Below are 24,394 nucleotides of genomic sequence, written 5' to 3' on the forward strand. Positions count from 1 at the left end.
ACATCATTATTGATTTTTTGCAGTGTTACTGCCAAATAAACTGTTTTTAATTTTTACTGCCGGCCCGTAAATAGCGGCAATAAATTTTTTAGCAGGGGCGGCATCTTTTACAATCCAATCCGTTGTACGTGGCTTTTCCACATGATGCTGGTGTACTGTATAAGCATATGTGGCAATAGAAGTACGGTACTTGTGTTCTGGGAAATTCGTCATGCCATAACCATGCAATGTATAGGCCCTTGTTTGCTGAATGATCATTCTGTTAAATGGTACCTCCAGTTCTTTTTCTTCACCACTTCGCAGGTCAACTAATTTTAAATGCCCCCTGTATTCGGGTTTCCAGTTTTTGTTCAGGTATAGCAACAGGTTCATATTCCTGTACCAGTTTTTATGCAGCGGATGATAATTAAAATCGAGATGCATATCCAGGAAACTATTTTTTTGCCCCTGGTGCAAACCACCGCCATGATTAACAGGATCAACAAAAACATTTTCATTGGCGATATAACTCAGAAAGTCATTCATTGCATCTGAACAAAGATCTTTTTGCAACTCTTCAAACAATGGACCTAATTCTTTATAATTGGCTTTTTCAAATTTGTTATGAGCAAAAATGTAATCCCTGCTTTTATTTTTCAGTTCAGGAATACCTTCATACATGCGACTGAGCTTATCTGCATCACAAAAATTGTCGATAGCCAGGTAAGGATACGGCTTTGCCAACAGGTAATCTGTTCTCAACTTTTCTTTGTTGTGGTTTAAAAAATCAAAATTGATCATGACATGCTATTTTGTTTTAGTAACTGGTAAAACTGGTCTGCAGTTTTTTGCCAGCTGTAATCCTGTTGTATTGTTGCAGCAATTTCAGCCAGCGAGTTATTGTCCGGCTTATTTATTAATACATCATACAAAGCGTTTTTAAAAGCGGAATAGTTGCCTGGGTCAACATGATGCTTGCCAAAAAAAGTAAAATCACCCAGGGCTGAGCTATTAGAACATACAACAGGAATTTTTAGGGCGCCGGCTTCTAAAGGTGGCAAGCCAAACCCTTCTGCCTTTGAAGGATACACAAAAACTGCAGCAGCTTTATAAAAATTCAGCAAATCTTCATCACTGGCTTTTTCATTAAAAACGATAAAAGATCTTATACCCACAGGTAAAGCATTCAGCATATCATCAAACTCAGGAGTTGTAATACTTTCGTGGCCTATAAAAACAAGATGGTATCCTGCCTCATATAGCTTCAGGTCTAAATAAGTTTGTAGTAAGAGCGTATGATTTTTTCGGGGCTCCCGCCTGCTTACAAAAAGAATATACCTGTCCAAACCATATTTATTTTTTATAAAGTCTTTGGCTGCCTGTTGATCGTAAGGTTCAAAAAATGATGCATTGATACCTAATCTTATCACATTCACCCTGGATGCAGGTATGTGCAAATATTTTTGAATTGATTTTTTTGAATAGTCAGAATCCGTGGTCAGTATATCAGCTTTTTTTGCAGCTTTTTTGTAGAGTAAGTTTTTACTCAACCGGTACCATAAAGGAAATTCTTTCGGATATTCATTAAAAAGTACATCATGAGTAGTTACAATAAACCTGCAATTTTTAATCAGCGGAACCATATACTGAAAATGAGCATAGTGAATACCATGTTTTTTTATCAGCAGTGGGATATCAAATAATAACCTTCTTATGCTGGAACGATTTTGCAATTTGATAAAGAAGATATTTTCTGCCTTGGGAAAATATTGCTGCAGGTTTTCAATATCGTAAGCAGCAATGTATAATTCCAGTTCTTTTTTATGCAGCAAAATATTGTACAGCTCTTTTATAAAAGTGCGGCTGCCCTGGAACTCGCCATCAAAAATATGGGCATCTAAAAATAATTTTATGGTGGTTGCCGGTTTCATAAATTGTACAATTCTTTTATAGTGTGCAACGAACCCGAAACAACATCGGTTACCGGCATATCTTTAATTACATTCAATTTTTCGGCAGCGGGTAAAAAATCAAGTTGCCCTTTTTTGTTTTTTGAACTGCGGTTCACCGACTCATGAAACCCACCTGCGGCAGTATATTTGATGAATGGTGCAGAAAGATCTTTCCGTACAAAAAAAGCATTTACGCCAGAACTTGCGGTGCCAATAAAATCATATCCCTTCTTTTCGGCCAGGTGACAAAGCGCTGCTAATGAAGCGCCATAATATATATTTGAAAAATGCGATTTTGTTTGTTCAAAGTCTGCAGCATAAGGCACACTTACTTTATAGGTACTACCCAGGGTAGCATTATATTCACAGATTATTATTCTCGGATGCACTACTTCAATAACATCCCAGATCCAGTAATCATTACCGTCAATATCTATACTTAGCAATCCAATATCGCTGCAGCTGGTATAATTGCTGATAAGGGCATTGATATTTTCCCTGGTTATAAAACTGTGGCAGGCAGTAATAGTATACTTCCAGTAAATGAAATCCTGTTTAATAAAACGGATATTCTGTTTGCTGCCATCAATAACCAACCCCTGCCAGTTATTATTGAGCAATAAGAAACGGGTATTAGATTCAGTATAATATTCCACACCAAATTCAATAAATATGGGGTTAGGAATTTCTACCTGGCTGATGATATATTGTATGATGCCATCTTCACCATATTGAGAAAAGACCTGGAAAGCAACGTCATCAAGACCGGCAATATTTTTTTTCGATTTATTTGCCTCGGCAAGTTGTTTACCGGTAAGCATGGCATTTTTAAAAGTATCATAATGAAACTTCTGGTACCATTTATTGTAATAATATTTTAAAGTATTGCGGATCATATTGCCATCAATGAATAGTATTTTTATGCACCAGTTAAGAGTTTATATTTTTTATAAAAGCGATGAACAAATTTTTGCGGCAGGCAGGATAAAATAAAAAGGCCGTATCCTGTGGTTTGAAAGGGCATAAAATTTATGGCCCTTCGCACACTAGACCTTGCTTTTGCCGGCTGATAATTATTCCACAAATATTTTTTTGCGATCAATATGTTGTAGCTATAATTTTTAAAGCGCATAAAATTCTGGCTGTGTAAAATTTCTAATAACTCCTCTTCCTGTTCTTTTGATATGTTATCAGCAAACAACATCTCTTTTTTTAGTATGCCGAATCTTTTACCACGCAATTTTTCATCCACCGTTACTGATTCCGGATTTAGTCTTACCATAATCAGTGGCTTTTTTGTGTTGCACACTTTTCCTTTGGTGATAAATTTTATCCAGAGACGGTAGTCTTCAAAAGTATGTGCCTTAGCATCGTAGCCGCCAATAGTAAGTGCTATATCCTTTTTATACATTACCGAGGAATGGATAAAGGGGCAGAAGGTGCCGATTCTGTCATTGATCTCTTTATGAGTATGCCCGATGTTGCTATAGTGATAAAGGTATTCGCTGTTATGATCGGCATAATCAACGTCAGATCCCGTTAACACATATTCAGGGTTAGCTTTAAAAAAATCATATTGAATCTGCAGGCGATCGGGGTAACAGATATCATCTGCATCAAATCGGGCGATCAATGGTGCAGCAGCATTGAGCAAACCGATATTTAATGCAGCAGCAATACCCTGGTGTGGCTGGTTGATAATTTTGATTCTTTCATCTGCAAAATTTTTTACGATCCACTCAGTATCATCCGAAGAACCATCGTTGATAACTAATAATTCAAAATTGCCGAAAGATTGATTTAATACAGATTCAACTGCAGCCGCAATATATTTTGCTGCATTATACGCAGGCATCAAAACAGTTATTTCAGGAACTTGCTTCATCACGATTTTACAACTTGTACTTTTATATTTTCCTTAATATTCAAAAACAATAACAGCTCAAATAAAACAGTAACAGACAATTGTTCAAACCAATAGTCTAAAAAAAATGAACCCGCCATCAGTAATAATACAGGAATACCATAGGTGAGTTTTTTATATTGCTTTACAAAAAAGCCGAGGTAAAAAAATATGAAGGCAAGAATTCCTGCCAATCCGTATTCACCAACTAATTGCGTATAAGTAGAGTTAGGCGTATTGATCAAAGAATGTGTTTCACTTCCTTTAGTAAAATAATTGAGGTAAAGAGCAAGGCTGTTGTTTTTAAAATCATTACTGATAAATGCATATTTAGCAGGGTAACCACCGGCAATCTTTAAAGCACTTATGCGGAATGCCAGTTTAGAAGAAAACATACCTATACCGGCCCCTGTAATTATTTTCAGCGGATGTAATTGGAAGTAAGCTGCAGTTTGCAAAAGTGCGATTATTTTACCCGGCATATTGTATCGCTTTACAGCTGATACGGATTGTTCAACACTATCAGCTTTTATAAAAGCCATCAGGTTTTCCTGGAAAAAAGTAGTATCGTTTTTATGTTGAAAGGGGGCGCTGTGTATATTGGCCTTGGGTATTTCCGGTTTCTTCTTAAGGTTTTCGGCAGTAATTATAGTTGTTGCATGCGCTGTTGCAGAACTGTTTTTTGCAACCAGTGCCGCTGCCATGCTGTCAATATAAAGAATAGCAATTTTTTGTTGTTTTTCTTCAGGAGTTAAAATACTATCAGGTTTTTCAGTAACCGGAATGATCTTAGCAGGCTGTCTTTTGGAAATTTTTGGTTTGCCTGAAAATTTTTCATAAGCATCAGTTACATAGCTGGTATTTTCCGGGGATATTTTTGCCAGGAAAACCACGAGGAATAATAAACAAACTACAATAATACTTTTTTGGCTTTTAGTGCTTTGAAAGAAAAAAATATACAATAGTACGGTGCATAATAACAGGTTGGTTACATTACTTCCGGTGAGCAATAATATGGCCATGCATAATAAAGCCCAACCCAACTTGTTGCGCAATAAAAAATAAACCACCCCAAACGCATTGATAACAGCATTGGTGGTAGAGGTATCCATTGTAATACCTTTTATATAATCGCCGGTGCCAATAAAATATTTTTGAAAATTACCCTGGTACTTGTATGGATTAATTGCCCCTGTTTCCCAAACGATGCTGCCGTAAATAGCTAATGAAGCAACTGCATTAATGATAAAAAAAACGAGCAGTGTCTGATGAATAATTTCCGGGTCGTTTTTTTCAACTGCCGATTTTACCTGGTGGGCAGCAATAATACAAAGCAACCAGAATAAAATCCCTGTGATCACGGCTAATGAATAATTGATATTGGTTAATAAGCCACTGATTAGCCAGTTAAATAAAGCAATCCCGATTATTAAAAGATAAAAAATAGGGAGCCGTGGATTTTTAATACCAAAGCCCAATTTAAAACCAGGGCGTAAAAAACAGATGAGCACCACAGCAGCAACTTTTACTACCAGTTTTACGTTTAAAAATAATAAAAGAAAAACCAGTAATTTCCAGTCGATGGCAGCGAGCCTTTTTTGTAAAATGGCGGTTACTTTTTTTGTGTTCACCCGGTATAGTGTTTTGCGTAAAGTATCAGTTATTCTAACCAGTACTATAATAATCGCAAAATCATCATTTTAGGTTGCCCGCTATAAGCCTGCTACCTGTTTAAATACGGACCAATGAGAATGCCTGATCTGTTTGGTTAATACCAGGCACAGTAAATAGGTTGAAAAAGATGCTAAAAATATGAGCCATACATTACTAAAAAACAAATTACCAATTACCCCGGCAGCAATAGCACATAGCATTGGCATTACTGTGCCACCAATGATGGTTTTATATTGGTTAAAACCAGACTGTTTATAAAACAACAATGATTGAACTATAATTGATACCAGGTAGGCAATGGCAGCACCTTCAGCATTAAAAAAGGGAATTAAAGTAATAGTGCCTGTTAAATTTATAATGAAGCAAATGAGAAAAATATAAAAAATTCTTTTTAAATGGCCCTGTGCAAAACTTATCGTCCAGAAAAAATTAATGAAGTATAAAAAGGGCAGGCAAAAGGAGAGGATAAGTATGGTTTGTTTATTTACTGCACCGTATTTATTATGTGTGATAAGGTCAATTACCGGAACCCACCAAATATTCAATGTTAAGCCAACCCCGCAGGCAATAATAATTTCGTACCGTAATAAAATCAACAGCTCATTCATTTTTTTTTCTGCAACGGCTGCACCAGGCTGGAATATTTTTGTGAACCGGGGTATTAACAATGGCGCAATGATCAATAGCGGCAAAGTAGATACCTCAAAAACTTTATAGGCAAAACTATAGTTAGCCAAAATAATATTTGACGCCATTAAACCAAGGAATATCCAATCCAGGCGGGCCATAGCAGAAGTAAAAATAGCTACACCCAATTGAGGCAACGATTCATTAAGTAAAGCTTTGTAATTACCGGTATCCCATTGGAAAGATAAAGACACCTTTAAATAATACTTTGTTAGCAGCAGGCAAAGTAATAGTTCTGCAATATCCCCAATAATAAATATTGCTATAATAATATTAATAGTCAGCTGATGGGTAAATGTTAGTACTATTAAAGCAAGGCTGCGCAAAATATTGGAACAAACGGCCATGTACAACAGGGCTCTGAATTTCTCTAAACCGGCTACCAGCTGCTTAAACGGGGTAGAAAAAAATATCATCAGTTTCCCAATAGCTATCAATAATAAAAACTGGTGTGTTTGAAAGAACTTTGGGAAGATAAAATTACAGGTCAGTAATAAAACATACATCATCAACCCGGAAACAACAACATGCATTACATATGCCGAAAGGGTTAGCCGGATATCTTTTCCGGATGCAATTTTTTTTATTGATACCTGGTCGATACCGAATGAAAGAATATTGAATGTAGTCAGTAAAACAGCCAACGACCAGTTGATTTCTCCAAAATCATTTTTAGCAAGCCGTGCAGAGAGGATGTAGAAAATAGCCAGGCCACACAACTGGTTGATGACTACCTGAAGTAAGTTGGCCGAGATATCATGAAGAAATTTCTTTTTCATTATAATCGTTGCTGCACCAGCTGCTGTAATGTATAAAGTTATTCAATTGCTGTGATATTTATTTAGCAATTGCACTGGCAACCATTGTATTATTTAATGCGATAAGTAGTACAATCAAAAACTTATTAATATGCAAAAAATTATTTTACTTTTTTCAATACTAATCAGTGCTACAGTTTTTGCACAGGAAGATTCTGCGGTAACTAAGCTGATGAATTCGATGGATAGCAAGCAGGAGCCTGCCGGTGAGGCTACTAAAGTTTTTTATTCTCAGAAATTAATTAATGCCAATACAGTGGAAGTGTTGCACAAAGGCATTCTTGAATTTAAAGTGGTGCATAATTTTGGAGATGCAGCCGGTACTAATGGGGGTATCAAAAGGTTTTTTGGATTAGATAATGCTGCAGACGTAAAAATCGCTTTCCAGGCGGGGCTTTCTGATAAACTGAATGTGTTTTTTTCAAGAACCAAAGGAGGAGGTAATCTTGGCCAATTGATTGAAACCGGGTTAAAATACCAGTTTGTAAAACAAATGGAGCATGACCCTAAACATCCGGTATCAGTTACAGTATTTGCTAATATTGTAGCCTGTGCAATGGCTGCAGATACTAATAACAGCGCCAGCTTGCTGGCCATTAAAGAAAATCATTTTACTAATTTCTCTGACAGGCTGAGCCAGGTAGTACAACTGATGGTGGCAAGAAAATTTGGCAACATCAGTTTGCAGTTGAATCCAACTTATGTACATACCAATTATGTAGTAACCAACGATCAGAAAGGTATGTTTGCATTAGGTGGTGGTATCCGTCTTCCACTGAGTAAAAAGTTTGTTTTAGTAGGTGATTATTTTCACCCCTTCCGTTCTAAATCTTCTGAAGCTGCTTTAAAAAAGCAATATGCAGGATTGTATGATGCCAGCCGCTATGATGCATTTGGTATTGGCGTTGAAATTGTTACGCCGGGCCATTTATTTCATTTAAATTTTACTAACACCACCAACATTTTAGAAAACAGGTTTATTCCACGAACATTCAGCTCATGGGGTAAAGGACAATACCGCTGGGGTTTTACTATGGCAAGAAATTTTGTTTTGTTCAGGGATAAAAAGAAGAAATAAATTTGTGAATTTAATACAATTGAAATAGGGCATATCTATTTTGCTTTCGTCATGTTTAATAAATAAGAAAAGCGGCAAATTTATTTGCCGCCTTTTTTATTTATTGGTTTGATTCAAACTATTTAATTCTTCAATATTGTTTTACTGAATTTATCATTTTCTGCAACCACTTCAAGTATATAAGTACCCTTTGGTAAAGATGCCATATCATTCAGCACAATAATATTATTGCCACTTTCAACAGTCACTTTTTTTGAAACAACCTCTGCACCGTTTGCAGCCATTACTCTAAAAAGTGCTGTTACAGTTTTAGTACTCTTAATAAATACTTTTACATCAGTTACAAATGGATTTGGATACACTGTAATTGCAGAGGCACTGAATATACCATTCTGCCTTATTAAAACAATTTTAGAATAACTTGATTTGTTGTTATTGTCTACCACTTTTAACCGGTAATAAACAATAGCAGCACCGGAAAGTAAATCATCGGTAAATTTATAATTGTGTATAGTGGCAGATGTGCCATTCCCTTTTACCGTACCTATGGTTGTAAAATGAATGCCGTCCTCACTTCTTTCCACATCAAAATGATCGTTATTTAATTCAGATTCAGTTACCCAATCGAGTACAGATCTGTTGCCGCTAAGCGTTGCATTAAATGATACCAGTTTTACTGATAAAGGAGCACCCAATGGTCCGATTATGGCAGTACTGACATCGGTAAATAAATCATTAGCTGCAGAGTAAGCATAAGAGGTAGCCGAATTAGTAACGCTTCCCGGAATCACCTGTCCCTGTACTTTAAACTTTACCGTATAGGTTTCTCCCACATTCATAATACCACCGGCTGCGTTAGTTGCACCTGCACCTAAAAAGAATTTTACATAATCTCTTCCGGCATAAGTGCCTTTAAAAGATTTATCAGCCGCATCAATAGCATCTGTTTGTGCACCTAAAGTTGCACCCACACCGCTGATCACTTCCATCGAATTGCTAATGTATGTTACATTGGAAGGGAGTGAATCCACCACATAAACATTATGTGCCTGGCCCGGGCCTACATTGGTGCCTGTTAGCGTATAAGTTAATATTTCATTAGATTCAACGGAGTTGTTTGCACTGGCATCGGTAACCGTTTTGTTAATAGTTACCAAAGGATCTTTTGATCGTAATGAAAAAGCAAAATAGCTGGGAAAATACTGATCAGCCTCGGTGCCAAAAGTAAGTGTAACCGAACTGGCATTGGGTAAAATATTATAGCCTGTTCCTACATCCACCTGGTCAATATCAATGCCCATCTGGTTAGCATAACTGGGATTTTTTGTGTTTACATAAGCCCCGTTATTGCTGATACTGCCGTTCCAGAAATTAGTACCCACATTGGCATTATTAGAAACCACCACATTATTTACTTTTACAAAATCACCTTCGGGGTTAGAACCTGTAGCACCAAGATTACCATCGCCTTCCCAGCCCATTACAGTCATTACAGCATCGCCTGCAGATAAAGAATTATTAGGAACATTCAGGTTATTTAGTGTAACCGATACCGATGCAGGCCCACTGCTTGAAGTAAATACCTGGTAGTAACCATGATAAATACGTACGCTATTTAAAAGAGATGCCGGGTTTTCGTATGCTACTACAATACTCCAACCTGCAAACCTGCCTCCATTAGAAGTAGAGCCTGCAGTGGCCGGAATATCAGCTACGGTAAATGTGCCGGCACCGTTGGATTGTACATAAGCTGTAATATCAGAATAGGCCTGGTAAACAGTTTCTGATGTTCCTGCTATGGCAAACTGGTCAACGCTGGTTGCAGCGGCTAATACATTAGAGTAACTGCCTGCACCTTTCCTGATCTTTACTTTACGTAAAGTATCCGGTACGCTGGTAATTGCCGAATTTAAAATTCTCCCGCCCCAGTAAAGCCTGGCAAATTTTATAGTGTTGGTGCCTGCCGGTAAAATAAGATCTGCAGAAGTGGAATTATTAGTTCCTGCAATGCCATCAATATCTGCAAACTGCATGTTGTCGTTATCGTTACCATACTGTGTATACCCGATTCCGCCCACTCCATTGGATGGATCTGATATATCATTCATTCGGTTGGTACGTATTGTACCGTTAGAACTGTTGATGATCTGCATGCTGGTGTTACCCAATACTGCAGTGCCGCCTTTGATGTTGGCTGAGTAAACCTGGCTGTAACTGGTGATGGGATTTTGCGCTTTTGCAGCTATTACCATACAGGCAACAGGTACAAGCAAAGCAATTGCTTTTGAGGTAAAATTTGTAAACATTTTCTTGTGTTTTAGGTATGCAAAAAATAAACACAGGAATAGTGGGATTTAGGTATAGTTTTACCTGGATAAGATTTATGTTTACGATGTGGGGTTGTTGTGTTATTACACAGGAGACTGGTACGAATTGTTCAGAGAGATCTAGGTTTCAGAACTCAAAAGTAATAATTTTTAATACAATTCCAAATTAAAATCAGCTTTTTTTTAAATACTTCTTTATGCAGATGTGTCCATAGGTAAGTGCTTTCGCCTTTGTATAAGCGCTAACACCTTCATAATCACCATACAATAGCTTAACCCCAGGCTTGCTAAATATCACTTTAAAAAGATATGATTATACCACCACTCTTGCTGATGAAAATTTCTTCCTGATAAATGTATTCAACGGCACTTCATAAAATACATAAATACAAAAGGCAATTATTTGCGCCAAAACAAAAACAGTTATCACATACAGGTTATGATACCCTGAAAAATAAGGCTGAATAAATGGCACTGCGATGGATTCGATTACTATAGTATGTACCAGGTAAAAGGCATAAGAAGTGCGGCCGAGTAAGCCCAGCCATTTAAAAGAAAGAAAAGTAGCAAGGCCACTTTTTTCGCACATCAGCCCATAGTATAAAACAGCGACGGGTATGGGTAAAATAAAATTATTGATCAAAAAGAATTGTGTCGCCTGTCCCGGGTCATTCATATTTTTGGTTAACTCTGTTATGCCAATTGCCATTGCAATACCTGCAAGGCCGCCAATGGTATATTTTATTCCCTGCAATGCAATAACTCCTTTCTTTTCTCTTTTTAAAATAACGAGGGCTAAAAAAATACCACAAAAAAATTCAAAAAAATGACCGAAGAATGTGGTAGAAAAAACAAGGCGGGAAGTGTGGAGGAATGATAATGGCAATGTTGAAATAAATAAGGCGGCAACTAAAAGTAAAGCGCCGGATAATAATGCCAAATAAAAACTGAACCTTGTTACCAGGTACATGAACAAGGGTGCTAAAAAATAAAAGCACTCTTCTACAGTTATCGACCAACTGGGTTGTATGGCAATATCTGAAAAATGATGAAACAAAGCATGTGTAAGCGTATAATTTTTAAACAGGAATAAGGGCCGAAAATCATGACGCAGTAATATTGCAACGGTAACCAGTAAAAAATAAACCGGGTATATCCTTGCAAACCTGTTAATAAAATACTGCCGCAATTGCCATTTTTTTACGGCTGCATTTTCATAGTAAATATAAAAGATCAGAAATCCACTCAAAACAAAAAAAAGGGCCATCACATCTACAGAGATATTAAATCCGATCTTAAATGAAAGGTGTAAAAAAAATACCGCCGCTGCTCCCATGGTTCGTATGCCTGTGAGCGCAGGAAAACGTTCTTTAGCAGGTTTTAACGCCGGGAGCAAAAGTGTTGAGTTTGGTAAAATAAATTGTAATCTGAATAAAAGTACCCAATTTTTTAAACCCCAGGTACAGGTATTTATATTTTCATCATTTACTTACAATCTCCACAAAGCCCATACACCACCATTTCTGCATGCTTTGGTTTAAATCCCTGGGGTAATTTTACTTCCGGTATGGTTACATCATCCAGGCAAATGGTTTTATTGCAGGCATCGCATATAAAGTGAACATGGTTATCGTGGTGATGCCCGGCCTCGCAATCCTGTTTGCAAAGGGCATATAAAATAGAATTATCAGTAGTGGGAATATTATGGATGATGCCTTTCTCTACAAAGGTTTGAAGGGTACGGTATACCGTTACCCTGTCAAAAATTTCACCAGTATTTTTTTCAATATCGGCATGTGCCAATGCACCCGGGCTGCTTAAAAATAATTCCAGTATTTTTTTACGGCTGTCGGTTACGCTCAGGTGGTTCTTTTTTAATATGCCGGGTAGTCTTTCCATATTGGTGTAAAGTTAAACAAAGTTCGTGAGGCGTCAATCGTCAGGCATGAGTGAAGCAACTGCTTGTTGTATTTGCTCACGACTGAGGCTTCACGTCTCACGCCTTAGTTCGGATTATTACTAAAGCCATTCATAAATCTTTTAGAAGTCACTTTTTCTTTCAGCAATCCTTTAATATCCTTTATCATATTGTCAACCTCATCATTATTCAAGCCATCATATACCATTCCTCTTACCCTTCCCAGCTTATCAACCAGGGCAAAAAACTGGGTATGAATAAACTGATCTTTTATCATTTGGGTGCTATCTGGCTTTCCATTATCAATACCATAAGCCTGTCTTGCCATTTTATAGAGTGCTGTTTTATCACCGGTAACAAAATTCCAATTAAGGTTTAGTGGTTTAGGGTTTAGAGATTTAGCCGTATCGTAATCGATGCTGTAAGAGCCATCTGCATTCTTAACCAGTTTGCCTTCAATCATCTTTTTTTCATAGGCTTTTAGCAATGGTACCGAATCTGTTTCAGGCATACAGGTATGCGAAAGGATCATAAAATCCGGCTCTTCCTTAAAAGCATCAAACACACGCCGCATATTAGCGTTCATCTTAGGGCAAATGCCTTTACAGGTGGTAAAAAAATATTCGGCCACATATACTTTGCCATCCACCTCACGTTGGCTGATGGTTTTTCCATCCTGGTTGATAAAGGAAAAATTGCCCACATCAGCGTTTCTCACCACCAGGTTGGATTTTGAAAAATCGTAATCACTAAAGACCATTAAATAAAAGCCCCCCAGCAGCAAGGCAAAAAAAACCACATACAACAACAACTTCTTACTCATAAAAACATTTTTTGCAAATTTACGCCAGTTGCAGGCAGTTAGATTAAAAGGTTGACAACCTTTTAACGGTTTTCTCTTTCTTAACTCCAAAAGGGTTTGCAAACCCTGATTAAAAACTTGCAACAGTATTGCAAATATATTATATTTGCAGGCTCAAATGAAAGTTAAATTAAACTGGGACGCTTTTGGTATCGGCACTTCAATTGCCTGCGCAATACATTGTGCGCTGCTGCCGGTAATAGCAACTTCTTTACCGGTTTTTGGCATTAATATTATTCACAATGGTTTTTTTGAATGGGGTATGATCGGTTTAGCTTTTGTGGTAGGCTCTTATTCTTTATTTCATGGTTATGTTAAACACCATCATTCTTTTGCTCCGGTACTGATCTTTTCCGTAGGATTTATTTTCCTGGTTTTAAAACAGTTTTTTTCTCAGCATGAATATTTGTTTTTAGCGATCGCTGTTATCCTCATCATTTCTGCACATTATTATAATTACAGGCTTTGTCATAAAAGTAAATGTGCTTCTCCGCATCATACACATTAAAAGATGCTTTTTAAATAGCCGTCCGGATTTTCTCATTTTGTTTTTAATGGCACCACACCCGTCTTATATAAATCAATAGCCTGTTGTATAATGAGCTGGATCGTTTTTACAGGCAGCTCTTTATCCGCATCAAACAACATAATTTTCATACGGCTGCGCTTTTCTATTACCAGTTTGGGGTGATTAAAATGTTTTCCTTCTACTATACCCATATAAGGCTGCAAGGTTTTTTTATGCACCCACAAATAGCAAAACATTTTTCCTTTGTAACAAAAAAAGGGCATGCCATATTTCCAGGCACTGGTAATATCTTTATTCTGCGAAAGAATAATTTCCTTTAAGGCCAGCAAACAGCTCTGCAAAGGCTCTTCTTTTTTAAAATAAAAATTATCAATATTGCTTAGCATACTTATTTTACCGCTATAAATATATCAATTTCTCCATTCGCAGGATCCTGCGCTTTTTCGCCATACACTTCAAAGTCTGCGGTGTAAGTTCTTGTAATAGGTGTGGCCCATATTTTTAACCATGCTTCAAAAACTGCTCCCTGCAGCAGGTTTCCTTTAACATTGTAACGGGTATAGTTTCCGGTTTCAATTGTTTTACCAATCATTCTTTCAGGTATATTACTTAAACCCGCCACCTTGCAACCTAGTATAGTAGTATAAGGTTTGGTATGGTCTTTTTCATAATCAGTATACATGCAATACAAGGTATTATCAATTTTATTGGGAATTTTTTCTATGACCCCTTCGCTCATAAATTTACTCCAAAGCAAAGGAATATCTTTTCCTGATTGCCCGTTTTCATTGGTTGTTCTTACTGCAATTCCAATAATACTGAAGTTGTTGATTTTTTGAATTTCCATTTTTTATAGTTTATTGATCTGCAACAAAAATAGGTTTACGTTGTGACAGCCTTATGTCAGCAGGATAAAACATTGCAGCATTACATTTTCTGATTTAAAGTTTACAGTTTATTTAAAATATGGATTTCTTAAATTGTACTATTAAAATATAATCAATGAAAAAGCTATTGTATTTATTTCTCTTATCTTTTACTATCAGCACCAGTGCATCGGCACAATCAAAAGACGAACTGGCTATAAGAAACAGTATGGCCCAACAATTAAATGCCTGGAATACCGGAGACCTGGATCGCTTTATGCTTACCTACTGGCAAAGTGATTCTTTAAAATTTATTGGCAAAAGCGGTATTACATACGGTTGGCAAAAAACGCTGGAGAATTATAAAAAAGGGTACCCTGATACTGCGGCTATGGGCAAACTGGATTTTAATATCCTTGAAGTAAAAAGGCTTTCAGTGCTCTATTATTTTGTTGTAGGTAAATGGCATTTAACCCGTAGCATTGGTGATGTAAGCGGACATTTTACTTTATTATTTAAAAAGATAAAAAATAACTGGGTTATTGTGGTGGACCATAGTAGTTAATTGGTTTATTAGTTAACTGGTTTATTGGTTATGGATAAGTGGCCAGTTTACGAAACAAATATTTACTGCATAAAAAATAAGCACTGGCTAACCCCACTGCAGAAGCTGCAATATCGCTGTAATCGAAAGTGCGTCCAAAAACCGGGATCAGCTGCAACAATTCGTTTATTACCAACAAACCAAAGCACACCACACAAAACCACCTCAATTGTTTATCGGCATGCAGGTTAATGTATTTACCCAACAGCCAATAGCAACCCAATGGCAAAAGAAAAGAACCCAGCAAATTAGGTGCAATGCCAAGTAAATATTTAGTGGGCTGTGTAAAATGTATATAAGGACGCAATGCAAATTTTATTATCCAGATTATCAGGGTACCTGCTATTACAGAATACTTACAGAAAAGTTTAAGCCTCATGCTGGTTGAGTTTATAATTAAAAATAGTGAAATTTATACGCATTGGCCTGCGTGTAAAAGGGTGTTTTAACTGTAACGAAAACTACCGGAAAAAAGTTACAAACGCCATTTGCGTTTTAAGTGAATGATCAGCACAACAAGGCTGGTGGCTGATAATATGTAAAAGAGATAGTTGGTCCAGTTGGGCCGGGTATTAAAAAAAGCGTAGTCCTTATAAAAGCCAAAGAAAACATTCACCATCATCCAAAGCAATACAATGGAAATAGTTTGCATTATTCGTACTAAGAAATCTTTTGTATCGTTTTCTATACCCATAACTGGTTAAAAGCAATTGGTGTGTAAAGCAAGTTCGTAATTAACAACTGAATAATGTTAATTGTTGCAATTATTATTTCATCAATAGATTTTTAAAATCGGTACTATCACCATTAAACACATTAAAATCCACATAAGCATCAATACCATTAACCCTGCCGCTTTCGTTGTGCTGCCAGAAAAGCCAGTTGCGTTTTATCCTCGGTTTATCCTGCACTAAATAATGCGCTACCCAAAGTGGGTAATCATCAAATTTGCCTGCCAGGAAATTATTATAAAAATCCACATTGGTATAAATAACCGGTTTTATTTTATACCGTTTTTCTACCATTACCAACCAGTCTTTTGCTCTTTGTTGAATATCTTCTGCAGAAGCGCCATTGGCCTGCTCGATATCCAATACCGGCGGCATATCGCCTTTTTCCAATGTAACGATCTGGATGAAATTTTCGGCTTGTGCTTTGCCGCTTTTACTGGAAATAAAAAAGTGGTAAGCACCACGTGGAATTTTTGCTTCTTTAGCTTTAAGCCAGTTGCGGCGGAAGGCGGCGTCAACATTACTTATTCCTTCGGTAGCTTTTATAAAAGTAAAACCGATCCTGATATTTTTATCCTGCATAGCGCTTACATCATCCCAATCAATAGCAGCCTGGTGGCGGCTTACGTCAATGCCATGAATAGCGTAATTAACCGGAATAGGAATACCGAATGCAGGATACCTTACAAATTTTGGCTGATTAACATAATTGGTAATAAGGAATACTGCAATAGATGCTGCAGAAAGATAAATAACAGATACAATAATGATCTTTACAACAGTTGTCTTTTTTTTTGCCACGGCTATACTGGTTGCCGCAAAGTACCGTAATGTTGATCAATAAAGAAAATAGAATTTTTACCAGTAATTTACTTTAGCAATTTCTTTGCATACCTGAAACCATCGCTGCTTTCTATTTTAAGATAGTATATACCTGCTGCCAGATGACGGGATTGTAGCTCTACATATTCCGATCCATTAATTATGGTAAGGTTTTTAAAATACAATAACTGACCCAGCGTATTGTAAAGATATACAGTTGCTGTTGGGCTAGTAAAATTTCGGAGATAAACAGAGAATTGACTTTGAACAGGATTCGGAAATACCTGAACTATATTTTGTCCACTGGTTATATCAGTTACTTTTTTGGCTGTGTTGTTTCTGCTGATGAGCCAATAGTCAGGATCAATAAAAACGGTATCTGCCACAAAACCGATATTTTTTATAAACACTTCTCCGTTGGTTGTATTATCCAGTACTACTGTTTTTTCATAATGTGAATTCACAAATTTTAATGCCACCGGCATTGCAAAAAAACTGACTGAAGCATGTGATGTGGTTTGATTCATTTTCACTTTTACATAACTGCTGCCTATCTGCGACCATTCTACTTTATATGTCGGGTATCCCTGCCCTTTATACCAGTCGTTAAAGAATTGGGTAAGGTCTTGCTTACTTTCATCTTCCAGGTGTTTTTTTAAATCAGCTGTTCTGGCAAAACCATACATTAGTTTAGGATCTTTCTGGTAACTTCTCAGGGCACGGAAAAATGCAGAGTCGCCCAGTTTCCATCTTAGCATGTACAAAAGCTGCGATCCTTTATTATAGCTTAACCTGCTGTCGAATATTTTTCCCACATTGGTGGTATCATCTACTAAAACAGAACCGCCAGGTTGCGAAGTGATATAATCTACCACTGCTTTGCGGTTGCTGATAGCACTGGCAGGATATTTTAATTCGGCATAGTAACTGGCAAGGTATGTGGCAAAACCTTCGTTTAGCCAGATATCGGCCCAACTACCTGTAGTAATTTTATCGCCAAACCATTGGTGACCCAACTCATGTGCAATAAGGCTTTCGTTGATAGCAACAACAAATGTAGAGGTTTGATGTTCCATACCACCGCCCCATCCAAATTGTACATGCCCATATTTTTCTTTTATAAAAGGGTAGTCGCCAAAAGTGTTATGGTATAGTTGTAAGGCATCCAGCACATTTTGTGTGCCACCCTGAAAAGAAGCCTGGCTTTCAGGATAACAATATGTTTGCATGGGCAAAGTAATGCTACCCAATTGAACGCTGTTATTAAATACCGCATAATTGGTAACGGCAAAACAGATCAGGTAAGACGCAATGGGATAACGATGTTTCCAATGCGTAACTTTTTTGGTACCACCTGCTATCAGCGTTTCGCTTTGCAGTAAACCATTTGATGCTGCTTTGTATTGCGAAGGTGCGGTTACAATTACATCAATAGAATCTGCTTTATCATCCAGCCCGTTTTTGCAGGGCCACCAATCACGGCTGCCATAAGGTTCGCTAAGGCTCCACATAACAGGAACGCCTGCATGCTGATCTTGTATAAAAGAACCAAAGCCGGTATTTGGTGGAACGCCTTTATAATAGATACTTACAGAGTCGAGCGTACCAGCGTTTATTTGCGACAGGAAAGTTATCTGCACCGCATTATTTGCCTGCTGTTGTGTAAGCAACAGGTTACGTTGTTTTACGCTATCTACCACCAATGGACTCATTAAATCCAGCGTGATTGCTGTTGCAGGGTCTGCCACTACAAAGTATACAGTAACTTTTCCTTTGATGAATCTTACAGCAGGATCAACCTCCCATTCGCAGCGGTAATATTTCACATCAAAATTTGATGCAGCAGTTAACAGCCCATTGGCGGTTTGGGTAATGCGCTCATGGCTAAGTCTTTCTGCCAATGCGATGTCGTTTACCTGTTTGCAATTATTGGCAGGTTGCTGTGCAGCAGCATTAAAAAAGGCTGTAAGGAAAAGTATTGTAATAAAACGCATATATAAGTGGTTAGCCAGTAATAAATGAAAGTTTTATAAAGTTCTTAAAGTTTTGTGAAGGCGCAATAAAGGTTTTATCAAATCGTTTTAAATATTCCCGTTTTAGTAACGTAACCAGTCCCCAATTATTTTAAATATGATAAAAAGACAACATTTCGTTCGTAACATCTGCACTGCAACTTTTGTAATGATCAGCCTTGTGGTTTTGCCTGCAAAAGCACAGGTAAAAAAAGACAGTGCAAAAAAAATATTATTGGCAAAACTGAGTAAAAAAGAAGCTGCCAATATTGTAATAAAACCGGCCAATGTTGTTTACCCCGACCTGTTATGTGGTAACGAAGAACAGTCACTTGATTATATTGAAAAATTTTCCACCAACAGAAGGGAGTACCTGATACGCACTTATAATAAAGGCAAAAAATTCTTTCCAAAAGCTGCAGCAATTTTAAGTAAGCATAATATACCCAATGAATTTAAAGTATTGCTGGCATTAGAAAGTGCTTTTAATGGTAATGCTGTTTCAAGGGCAGGCGCCGTAGGTTACTGGCAAATAATGGATGAGGTAGCCAAAGAGTATGGTTTAAAATATGCACGGCAGATGAGCGCTGCAGAAAAGAAAAGAGAATTGAAATTAGCAAAAGCCCTTGCTAAAAAAGAGCATAAAAAATTCAGGCCCGTTATTATAAAAGATGAACGTAAAAATTTTGACAAATCAACTTACACCGCTGCCCGTTATTTAAAAGATCGTTGCCGTAATTTGGATAATGATTACCTGCTGGTGGTAGCCAGTTACAATTGTGGTGTGGGTAATGTTTGGGAAGCCATGAAAAAAACCGGTAAAGACAATCCCGATTTCTGGGATGTAAAAAGTTATTTGCCTGCAGAAACCAGGAGTTATGTAATGAACTTTATTGCGCTTAACGTGATATTTAATAACTACGATAAGTTTGCTAATAATACACTTTGCTTTAAACCAATTGTAGTTAAAGCAGATAAATTTGAACAGAATATGACTGAAGAACTGGACGAAGAATCTACTTCTGATAATCACCAATAAAAAATAACGCTTAATAAAATAATCAGCCGGTACTTTTGTACTGGCTTTTCTTTTTAAATTACGATATGAAAAAAGTACTTATAGGATCAGCGATTTTTCTGGGAACTGTTCTCGTGCTGTGGACAGTAGCAAGAATAACAGGTATGTTACAGTATTATGTAATTCCAAGTGCAGCCAATGAACCTACTTTAAAGATCGGCGATAAGTTATTTACTACAAATCTGAAAAGACCAAAACCTCACCAGTTTATTGCATTTACCAGTAAATACCAGGATTCGGTGCTGGCAGGATATAATAATGGAGATTTTAATGCCTTTAAACCCGGTGCTCATTATTTATACCGTCTTTGCGGCATTGGTGGCGATACACTGGAAATGAAGAATGCAATACTGTATGTTAATGGAAAAAATTTTGATGAAGAATTAAATTTAAAATATGAATTTGAGATAACTGCAAAAGCATTTAATGAAATTGTTGAGGATGAAGATAAACCTGCGGAAGGTAGTTACAGCTCCCCTTTACAAAGTAAAGATTCAATGACCATAGCATTTGACAAAACACAAATAAAAAAGTATCAATCCAGGATAAAACTTACCCCATTTATAGTTAATGATACTACTAATGGCCCGTTTAAATGGCTGGATAAAAATACTACCTGGACAACAGATAATTTTGGCCCTCTTGCCATTCCTGCAGGTTGTTATTTCAGCTTAGGTGATAACAGGCACAATGCAATGGATTCCAGGTTTACCGGGTTTATTAAGCAGGCAGATATTAAAGGTGTTGTACTCAACAAATAACTCTCAATCAACGTACCTTTGCACATGCCTCAGTTCAACTGGAATGATAGTACCAATTTATTAAGCAAGCTTACCCCAAGGCGCTTTTTTAACGGCCTTAAAGTGCTGAGTAGTTTTTATATCAGCCGTTTGCTGAACAAACCGGTGCAATGGGGTTACCCTGTTTCTATTTCTTTTGAACCTACCACCAGTTGCAACCTGCGCTGCCCCGAATGCCCGAGTGGATTGCGCCAGTTTACCCGGCCCACAGGTATGTTGCAAAAAGATTTTTTCAGGGATACTATTGATGATATTTATAAAGAGTTACTCTACCTCATTTTTTATTTCCAGGGCGAACCTTATTTAAATCCTGATTTTTTAGAAATGGTGAAATATGCTTCATCAAAAGGAATATACACCGCCACTTCTACCAATGCACATTATTTAAATGATGCCAATGCCAAACGAACAGTGGAAAGTGGTTTGGATCGTTTGATCATTTCTATTGATGGTACCACACAGGATGTGTACCAGCAATACCGTGTAGGCGGCCACCTGGACAAAGTGATTGAAGGCGCAAAGAATATTGTAAAATGGAAAAAGGAACTGAACAGTAAAACGCCATTTGTTTTCTTCCAGTTTTTAGTGGTTAAACCTAATGAACACCAGGTAGAAGATATTAAACGCCTGGCAAAAGAAGTAGGTGTGGATGAAGTGCGTTTTAAAACTGCACAGGTGTATGATTACGAAACGGACCCCAACAATCTTATTCCCACAACAGATAAGTTTAGCCGCTATAAAAAAAATGCAGATGGCTCTTACACTGCAAAAAATAAATTAGCCAACCGCTGCTGGAAATTGCAACATGCCAATGTAATTACCTGGGATGGTTTAGTGGTGCCTTGCTGTTTTGATAAAGATGCCATGCACCAGTTAGGTAATTTAAAAAATCAATCGTTTAAAGAGATCTGGCACAATGATAATTACAAGCAATTCAGGAGTGAGCTGATGAAAAGCCGTAAGAATATCGATATTTGTGCCAATTGCAGCGAAGGCGCTTCAGTGTGGAAGGATTGATGTCTTTTAATTTGAAATTCTTTTTTTTATGGACGATTCAGTATTTAATAACCGGCTAAGGCAGATCATACTACTGTTGATTATTATACTGCTGGCAATTCTGTTGCTTACACAGTTGTATGTTTTTTTACCAGGGTTTTTGGGTGCCCTTACTTTGTATATACTTTTTCGTGAGCCTTATAACAAGCTTACCATTATTAAAAGATGGAATAAAACCTGGACAACTTTATTATTTGTTTTGGGAAGCTTAGTCGTAATTGCTATTCCCATTTATTTTTCTGTAACATTATTGACCACTAAAGTATCAGCAGTTTTAACCAACCCGGTAGAGCTGATGAAAGATGCAAAAATTGTTGGCGTTAAAATTCACGATCTTACAGGCATTGAACTACTGACGGATGAAAACTTAGCGGCTTTTCAAAAAAAAGCAACAGCTATTGTTCCTACTATATTAAACAGCTCGGCCAATATCATGAGCAATTTTGCTATCATGTTTTTCCTGCTGTACTTCTTATTAAAAAATGGCCGGCTGGTAGAAAAATTCCTGCATAATTTTATTCCGCTTAAAGAAGAAAATATTAACCTGTTGAGCAGTGAAACTAAAAATATGATCAAGGCTAATGCAATCGGCATTCCTGTACTGGCCATTATACAGGGTATTATTGCAGCCATTGGTTACAGCATTTTTGGTGTAAAGGACTGGGGATTGTGGGGTTTTTTAACTGGTATTTTTTCTATGGTGCCTATTGTAGGCACGGCAGTAATATGGGTGCCGTTAACTTTGTATTTGTTTTCTATCGATAAAACAGGATCTGCTATCGGGCTCTTGATTTTTGCAGTAGTGATCATTACCAATGCAGATTATGTGGCCAGGCTTACCATTCTTAAAAGATTAATAGATGTACATCCTTTAATTACTATTTTTGGGGTAATTATAGGCATTGGTTTGTTTGGTTTCTGGGGCGTAATTTTTGGCCCTTTGTTAATCAGCTATTTTATTATCTTGGTAAAAATTTACATGAACGAATTTGCTGCAAAGTCAGTAGCTATAGAAGAGACGCAAAAAGATTAATATTCTATTTATGGGCATACAGGAAGATATCAACCAATCTAAATTCCGGAATGAACATCAGAAAGCCGGTATCAACATCATTTATACTTTTAACTGGATGACAGAGCAGATGAAGAACATGTTTGAAAAACATGGCCTTACATCGCAACAGTTTAATATCCTGCGTATTTTACGTGGCGCCGGGCAACCACTTTCTACTTTACAGATCCGCCAGCGCATGCTGGATAAGATGAGCGATACCAGCCGTATTGTAGATCGTTTGATACTGAAAGGATTTGTAAAAAAAGTTACATCTAAAGTTGATAAGCGCCTGGTGGATGTTTCTATTACAGATAAAGGCAAAAAGCTATTGGCCAAATTAGACAGCCACCAGGATGAGATGGATGCCGTACTCAGTAATCTTTCAGAAACTGAAGCAAAAACGCTGAACAAACTCCTGGATAAGATCCGTGAATCGAATTAATTACTATTGATGAAATTTTGCATAGCATGTTTGCTTATCGCTCATTGCCTGTTGCCTGTTGATGCAGTGGCACAATCCAAACCTGAATTCCGTGGCGTATGGGTAGCCACTGTTGATAATATCGACTGGCCGTCCAGCAAAAATTTAAATTCCGATTCTCAGAAAGTAGAATTTATTAGGTTACTGAACATGCACAAAGCAAATGGCATGAACGCAATGATTGTGCAGGTACGTCCCTCAACAGATGCCTTTTATCCTTCGCCTTATGAACCCTGGAGTGAATGGCTTACGGGCAAACAAGGCCAGCCACCCCTTCCGTATTACGATCCATTAGCTTTTATGATTGCAGAAACACATAAACGTGGTATGGAGTTTCATGCATGGATGAATCCGTACAGGGCAGTATTCAATATTAATAAATCTTCTATTTCCGCAACGCATATTACCAGGCTGCACCCCGATTGGTTTTTAACCTACGGCGATAAATCTTATTTTGATCCGGGCAATAAAGAAGTGCAGCAATACGTAACTGCTGTGGTAACAGATGTGGTAAGCCGCTATGATATTGATGCCATTCATTTTGATGATTATTTTTACCCTTACCGTATTGCAGGAAAAGAATTTCCGGATGATGCTAAATACCAGCAGTATGGTAATGGAATGAATAAAGAAGACTGGAGAAGAAGCAATACCGATTCTATCATTGTAATGCTGAGCAAAGCCATAAAAAAAATAAATCCTAAATGCCAGTTTGGTATAAGCCCTTTTGGTGTGTGGCGCAATATTGATAAAGACCCTGAAGGCAGCAATACCAGGGCAGGACAAACCAACTACGATGACCTGTATGCAGATATTTTACTGTGGTTAAAAAGCGGTTGGATTGATTATGTAACACCACAATTGTATTGGGAGTTTGGCCATAAAGCAGCCTCATATGAAATATTATTAGATTGGTGGAGCAAGCATACTTATGGAAAAAATTGCTATATCGGCTTAGGCATTTATCGTGCCGGCAGTAACGAAGCCTGGAAAGATAAAACCCAATTGCCACGGCAAATTGAAGCTTTACGCAACACGCCCAATATCCAGGGCATGATATTTTTCAGCAGTAAAACTTTTGATAAAAACCCTAATGGCTGGAGTGATAGTTTAAGGTTGAATTATTTTGCTGTACCTGTACCAACACCGGCAATAAAGTAGTT

The 24,394-nt window shown here is 37.3% G+C and carries 25 protein-coding genes; 9 read left to right on the forward strand and 16 right to left on the reverse strand.

The features are described 5' to 3' along the window. Positions 1 to 6: 6 nt before the first annotated feature. From ACQ334_RS21510 to ACQ334_RS21535, 6 genes are all read right to left on the reverse strand, one after another. Positions 7 to 780, reverse strand: a complete 774-nt coding sequence (locus tag ACQ334_RS21510) for a 2OG-Fe(II) oxygenase (protein ID WP_430990336.1) — start codon at positions 778 to 780, stop codon at positions 7 to 9. After that, on the reverse strand, positions 777 to 1,910 hold the full coding sequence (locus ACQ334_RS21515; RefSeq protein ID WP_430990337.1) for a glycosyltransferase family 4 protein: 1,134 nt from the start codon (positions 1,908 to 1,910) through the stop codon (positions 777 to 779). The genes ACQ334_RS21510 and ACQ334_RS21515 overlap by 4 nt, the downstream gene beginning before the upstream one ends. Further along, complete coding sequence (locus ACQ334_RS21520; protein WP_430990338.1) at positions 1,907 to 2,827, reverse strand: hypothetical protein; 921 nt, start codon at positions 2,825 to 2,827, stop codon at positions 1,907 to 1,909. Before ACQ334_RS21520 ends, ACQ334_RS21515 begins: the two co-directional genes overlap by 4 nt. A 23-nt stretch (positions 2,828 to 2,850) precedes the next feature. Continuing rightward, complete coding sequence (locus ACQ334_RS21525; RefSeq protein WP_430990339.1) at positions 2,851 to 3,816, reverse strand: glycosyltransferase family 2 protein; 966 nt, start codon at positions 3,814 to 3,816, stop codon at positions 2,851 to 2,853. Continuing rightward, on the reverse strand, positions 3,816 to 5,465 hold the full coding sequence (locus tag ACQ334_RS21530) for a hypothetical protein (protein ID WP_430990340.1): 1,650 nt from the start codon (positions 5,463 to 5,465) through the stop codon (positions 3,816 to 3,818). Before ACQ334_RS21530 ends, ACQ334_RS21525 begins: the two co-directional genes overlap by 1 nt. 81 nt (positions 5,466 to 5,546) lie before the next feature. After that, positions 5,547 to 6,974 (reverse strand): oligosaccharide flippase family protein, encoded by a 1,428-nt coding sequence (locus ACQ334_RS21535; protein WP_430990341.1) that lies wholly within the window; start codon positions 6,972 to 6,974, stop codon positions 5,547 to 5,549. 130 nt (positions 6,975 to 7,104) lie between these two features. Between ACQ334_RS21535 and ACQ334_RS21540 the strand changes: the two genes are divergently transcribed. After that, positions 7,105 to 8,091 (forward strand): DUF5777 family beta-barrel protein, encoded by a 987-nt coding sequence (locus ACQ334_RS21540; RefSeq protein WP_430990342.1) that lies wholly within the window; start codon positions 7,105 to 7,107, stop codon positions 8,089 to 8,091. Positions 8,092 to 8,213: 122 nt separating this feature from the next. Here the strand turns inward: ACQ334_RS21540 and ACQ334_RS21545 are convergent, their stop codons facing one another. The 4 genes from ACQ334_RS21545 to ACQ334_RS21560 all read right to left on the reverse strand — a co-directional run bounded on the left by ACQ334_RS21545 (position 8,214) and on the right by ACQ334_RS21560 (position 13,159). Next, a complete protein-coding gene (locus tag ACQ334_RS21545; protein ID WP_430990343.1) occupies positions 8,214 to 10,397 on the reverse strand; it encodes a T9SS type A sorting domain-containing protein in 2,184 nt (727 codons plus the stop codon). Positions 10,398 to 10,731: 334 nt separating this feature from the next. After that, positions 10,732 to 11,814 (reverse strand): acyltransferase family protein, encoded by a 1,083-nt coding sequence (locus ACQ334_RS21550; RefSeq protein WP_430990344.1) that lies wholly within the window; start codon positions 11,812 to 11,814, stop codon positions 10,732 to 10,734. 89 nt (positions 11,815 to 11,903) lie between these two features. Next, complete coding sequence (locus ACQ334_RS21555) at positions 11,904 to 12,317, reverse strand: Fur family transcriptional regulator (protein ID WP_430990345.1); 414 nt, start codon at positions 12,315 to 12,317, stop codon at positions 11,904 to 11,906. A gap of 104 nt (positions 12,318 to 12,421) precedes the next feature. After that, the gene (locus ACQ334_RS21560; RefSeq protein WP_430990346.1) at positions 12,422 to 13,159 is read right to left on the reverse strand and encodes an SCO family protein; all 738 of its coding nucleotides are present in this window, start codon (positions 13,157 to 13,159) and stop codon (positions 12,422 to 12,424) included. 157 nt (positions 13,160 to 13,316) lie between these two features. Between ACQ334_RS21560 and ACQ334_RS21565 the strand changes: the two genes are divergently transcribed. Then, positions 13,317 to 13,706, forward strand: a complete 390-nt coding sequence (locus ACQ334_RS21565) for a MerC domain-containing protein (RefSeq protein WP_430990347.1) — start codon at positions 13,317 to 13,319, stop codon at positions 13,704 to 13,706. A 32-nt stretch (positions 13,707 to 13,738) separates the two neighbouring features. Here the strand turns inward: ACQ334_RS21565 and ACQ334_RS21570 are convergent, their stop codons facing one another. Further along, positions 13,739 to 14,113: a DUF1801 domain-containing protein gene (locus ACQ334_RS21570; protein WP_430990348.1), complete on the reverse strand. Its 375-nt coding sequence runs from the start codon at positions 14,111 to 14,113 to the stop codon at positions 13,739 to 13,741. A gap of 2 nt (positions 14,114 to 14,115) precedes the next feature. Beyond that, on the reverse strand, positions 14,116 to 14,574 hold the full coding sequence (locus ACQ334_RS21575; protein ID WP_430990349.1) for a GyrI-like domain-containing protein: 459 nt from the start codon (positions 14,572 to 14,574) through the stop codon (positions 14,116 to 14,118). A gap of 155 nt (positions 14,575 to 14,729) precedes the next feature. Here ACQ334_RS21575 and ACQ334_RS21580 point away from each other — a divergent pair, with 155 nt between their 5' ends. Further along, a complete protein-coding gene (locus ACQ334_RS21580; RefSeq protein ID WP_430990350.1) occupies positions 14,730 to 15,158 on the forward strand; it encodes a YybH family protein in 429 nt (142 codons plus the stop codon). A 28-nt stretch (positions 15,159 to 15,186) separates the two neighbouring features. On the opposite strand, the gene ACQ334_RS21585 is transcribed toward ACQ334_RS21580, so the two are convergent. From ACQ334_RS21585 to ACQ334_RS21600, 4 genes are all read right to left on the reverse strand, one after another. Next, a complete protein-coding gene (locus ACQ334_RS21585) occupies positions 15,187 to 15,576 on the reverse strand; it encodes a hypothetical protein (protein ID WP_430990351.1) in 390 nt (129 codons plus the stop codon). 96 nt (positions 15,577 to 15,672) lie between these two features. After that, positions 15,673 to 15,891, reverse strand: a complete 219-nt coding sequence (locus ACQ334_RS21590) for a hypothetical protein (protein WP_430990352.1) — start codon at positions 15,889 to 15,891, stop codon at positions 15,673 to 15,675. Positions 15,892 to 15,964: 73 nt separating this feature from the next. After that, on the reverse strand, positions 15,965 to 16,729 hold the full coding sequence (locus tag ACQ334_RS21595) for a glycoside hydrolase family 25 protein (RefSeq protein ID WP_430990353.1): 765 nt from the start codon (positions 16,727 to 16,729) through the stop codon (positions 15,965 to 15,967). Between the two features lie 68 nt (positions 16,730 to 16,797). Beyond that, a complete protein-coding gene (locus ACQ334_RS21600; RefSeq protein WP_430990354.1) occupies positions 16,798 to 18,744 on the reverse strand; it encodes a M1 family aminopeptidase in 1,947 nt (648 codons plus the stop codon). Between the two features lie 136 nt (positions 18,745 to 18,880). On the opposite strand from ACQ334_RS21600, the gene ACQ334_RS21605 reads away from it, so the two are divergent. From ACQ334_RS21605 to ACQ334_RS21630, 6 genes are all read left to right on the forward strand, one after another. Then, the gene (locus tag ACQ334_RS21605) at positions 18,881 to 19,801 is read left to right on the forward strand and encodes a lytic transglycosylase domain-containing protein (protein ID WP_430990355.1); all 921 of its coding nucleotides are present in this window, start codon (positions 18,881 to 18,883) and stop codon (positions 19,799 to 19,801) included. Between the two features lie 65 nt (positions 19,802 to 19,866). Next, on the forward strand, positions 19,867 to 20,601 hold the full coding sequence (lepB, locus tag ACQ334_RS21610) for a signal peptidase I (protein ID WP_430990356.1): 735 nt from the start codon (positions 19,867 to 19,869) through the stop codon (positions 20,599 to 20,601). 24 nt (positions 20,602 to 20,625) lie between these two features. Further along, positions 20,626 to 21,657: a radical SAM/SPASM domain-containing protein gene (locus ACQ334_RS21615; protein ID WP_430990357.1), complete on the forward strand. Its 1,032-nt coding sequence runs from the start codon at positions 20,626 to 20,628 to the stop codon at positions 21,655 to 21,657. 28 nt (positions 21,658 to 21,685) lie between these two features. Continuing rightward, positions 21,686 to 22,729: an AI-2E family transporter gene (locus ACQ334_RS21620; protein ID WP_430990358.1), complete on the forward strand. Its 1,044-nt coding sequence runs from the start codon at positions 21,686 to 21,688 to the stop codon at positions 22,727 to 22,729. 10 nt (positions 22,730 to 22,739) lie between these two features. Beyond that, positions 22,740 to 23,192 (forward strand): MarR family winged helix-turn-helix transcriptional regulator, encoded by a 453-nt coding sequence (locus ACQ334_RS21625; RefSeq protein WP_430990359.1) that lies wholly within the window; start codon positions 22,740 to 22,742, stop codon positions 23,190 to 23,192. Positions 23,193 to 23,201: 9 nt separating this feature from the next. After that, the gene (locus ACQ334_RS21630; RefSeq protein ID WP_430990360.1) at positions 23,202 to 24,392 is read left to right on the forward strand and encodes a glycoside hydrolase family 10 protein; all 1,191 of its coding nucleotides are present in this window, start codon (positions 23,202 to 23,204) and stop codon (positions 24,390 to 24,392) included. Positions 24,393 to 24,394 lie beyond the last annotated feature (2 nt).

Source organism: Ferruginibacter sp. SUN106 (genome assembly GCF_050611765.1).
Taxonomy (GTDB): domain Bacteria; phylum Bacteroidota; class Bacteroidia; order Chitinophagales; family Chitinophagaceae; genus Ferruginibacter.

Coding starts and splice junctions, on each gene's coding strand:
- ACQ334_RS21510 (WP_430990336.1), bottom strand. CDS start 780: ATGATCAATTTTGATTTTTTAAACCACAACAAAGAAAAGTTGAGAACA.
- ACQ334_RS21545 (WP_430990343.1), bottom strand. CDS start 10,397: ATGTTTACAAATTTTACCTCAAAAGCAATTGCTTTGCTTGTACCTGTT.
- ACQ334_RS21620 (WP_430990358.1), top strand. CDS start 21,686: ATGGACGATTCAGTATTTAATAACCGGCTAAGGCAGATCATACTACTG.
- ACQ334_RS21605 (WP_430990355.1), top strand. CDS start 18,881: ATGATAAAAAGACAACATTTCGTTCGTAACATCTGCACTGCAACTTTT.
- ACQ334_RS21535 (WP_430990341.1), bottom strand. CDS start 6,974: ATGAAAAAGAAATTTCTTCATGATATCTCGGCCAACTTACTTCAGGTA.
- ACQ334_RS21600 (WP_430990354.1), bottom strand. CDS start 18,744: ATGCGTTTTATTACAATACTTTTCCTTACAGCCTTTTTTAATGCTGCT.
- ACQ334_RS21580 (WP_430990350.1), top strand. CDS start 14,730: ATGAAAAAGCTATTGTATTTATTTCTCTTATCTTTTACTATCAGCACC.
- ACQ334_RS21540 (WP_430990342.1), top strand. CDS start 7,105: ATGCAAAAAATTATTTTACTTTTTTCAATACTAATCAGTGCTACAGTT.
- lepB (WP_430990356.1), top strand. CDS start 19,867: ATGAAAAAAGTACTTATAGGATCAGCGATTTTTCTGGGAACTGTTCTC.
- ACQ334_RS21515 (WP_430990337.1), bottom strand. CDS start 1,910: ATGAAACCGGCAACCACCATAAAATTATTTTTAGATGCCCATATTTTT.
- ACQ334_RS21555 (WP_430990345.1), bottom strand. CDS start 12,317: ATGGAAAGACTACCCGGCATATTAAAAAAGAACCACCTGAGCGTAACC.
- ACQ334_RS21575 (WP_430990349.1), bottom strand. CDS start 14,574: ATGGAAATTCAAAAAATCAACAACTTCAGTATTATTGGAATTGCAGTA.
- ACQ334_RS21585 (WP_430990351.1), bottom strand. CDS start 15,576: ATGAGGCTTAAACTTTTCTGTAAGTATTCTGTAATAGCAGGTACCCTG.
- ACQ334_RS21630 (WP_430990360.1), top strand. CDS start 23,202: ATGAAATTTTGCATAGCATGTTTGCTTATCGCTCATTGCCTGTTGCCT.
- ACQ334_RS21565 (WP_430990347.1), top strand. CDS start 13,317: ATGAAAGTTAAATTAAACTGGGACGCTTTTGGTATCGGCACTTCAATT.
- ACQ334_RS21520 (WP_430990338.1), bottom strand. CDS start 2,827: ATGATCCGCAATACTTTAAAATATTATTACAATAAATGGTACCAGAAG.
- ACQ334_RS21625 (WP_430990359.1), top strand. CDS start 22,740: ATGGGCATACAGGAAGATATCAACCAATCTAAATTCCGGAATGAACAT.
- ACQ334_RS21560 (WP_430990346.1), bottom strand. CDS start 13,159: ATGAGTAAGAAGTTGTTGTTGTATGTGGTTTTTTTTGCCTTGCTGCTG.
- ACQ334_RS21525 (WP_430990339.1), bottom strand. CDS start 3,816: ATGAAGCAAGTTCCTGAAATAACTGTTTTGATGCCTGCGTATAATGCA.
- ACQ334_RS21590 (WP_430990352.1), bottom strand. CDS start 15,891: ATGGGTATAGAAAACGATACAAAAGATTTCTTAGTACGAATAATGCAA.
- ACQ334_RS21615 (WP_430990357.1), top strand. CDS start 20,626: ATGCCTCAGTTCAACTGGAATGATAGTACCAATTTATTAAGCAAGCTT.
- ACQ334_RS21570 (WP_430990348.1), bottom strand. CDS start 14,113: ATGCTAAGCAATATTGATAATTTTTATTTTAAAAAAGAAGAGCCTTTG.